This is a genomic window from Bartonella sp. AD328YNZD (assembly GCF_042196425.1).
This window is the reverse complement of record NZ_JBHIQG010000851.1, coordinates 1-559: the sequence shown is the minus strand read 5'-3', so window position 1 is coordinate 559 and position 559 is coordinate 1. Positions and strand designations below refer to the sequence as shown.

Sequence of the window (559 nt, the reverse complement as noted above, 5' to 3'; positions counted from 1 at the left end):
ATTGGCTTTTTTGCTTTATTTCAATTTGATTTTAATTTAACAGCCATTGCTGCGCTCTTAACAATTGTTGGATATTCTATAAATGATAAAGTTGTCGTCTATGATAGGATGCGCGAAAATATGCGTCTTTTTAAAAAAATGCCGTTGCGTGAGCTGATTGATCTGTCAATTAATCAGGTTCTTGTACGTTGTTTTTTTACATCAGCCACAACAATTCTTGCGATGCTCCCCATGGCGATATGGGGTGGAAGTGCTGTTCATAATTTTGCATTACCCATGGTCTTTGGGATTATTATTGCAACATCATCCTCTATCTTTATTGCTGCTCCTATTTTGCTCCTGCTAGGAAATTGGTGGCGTGAGCGAAATAATCGTGCAAATATCAAAGTGAAATAAAAATGCCCTTTAATGCGTATGGTACATCTCGCCTCTCTTCTCATAGAAATATAGTCGTTTTCATTCATTCGCTTTTTGATCAAGAGTAGTAAATAATCCATGCTCCACGACACACCACTTATCACAACTATTGTTGCAGGCTTATGTTTAGCATTTCTCTTGG

General features: G+C 37.2%; 1 pseudogene. It reads left to right on the top strand.

Annotation, left to right across the window (positions count from 1 at the left end):
- Positions 1–396, top strand: a pseudogene (locus ACFIO3_RS15400) (protein translocase subunit SecDF); the annotation flags it as partial.
- Positions 397–559 lie beyond the last annotated feature (163 nt).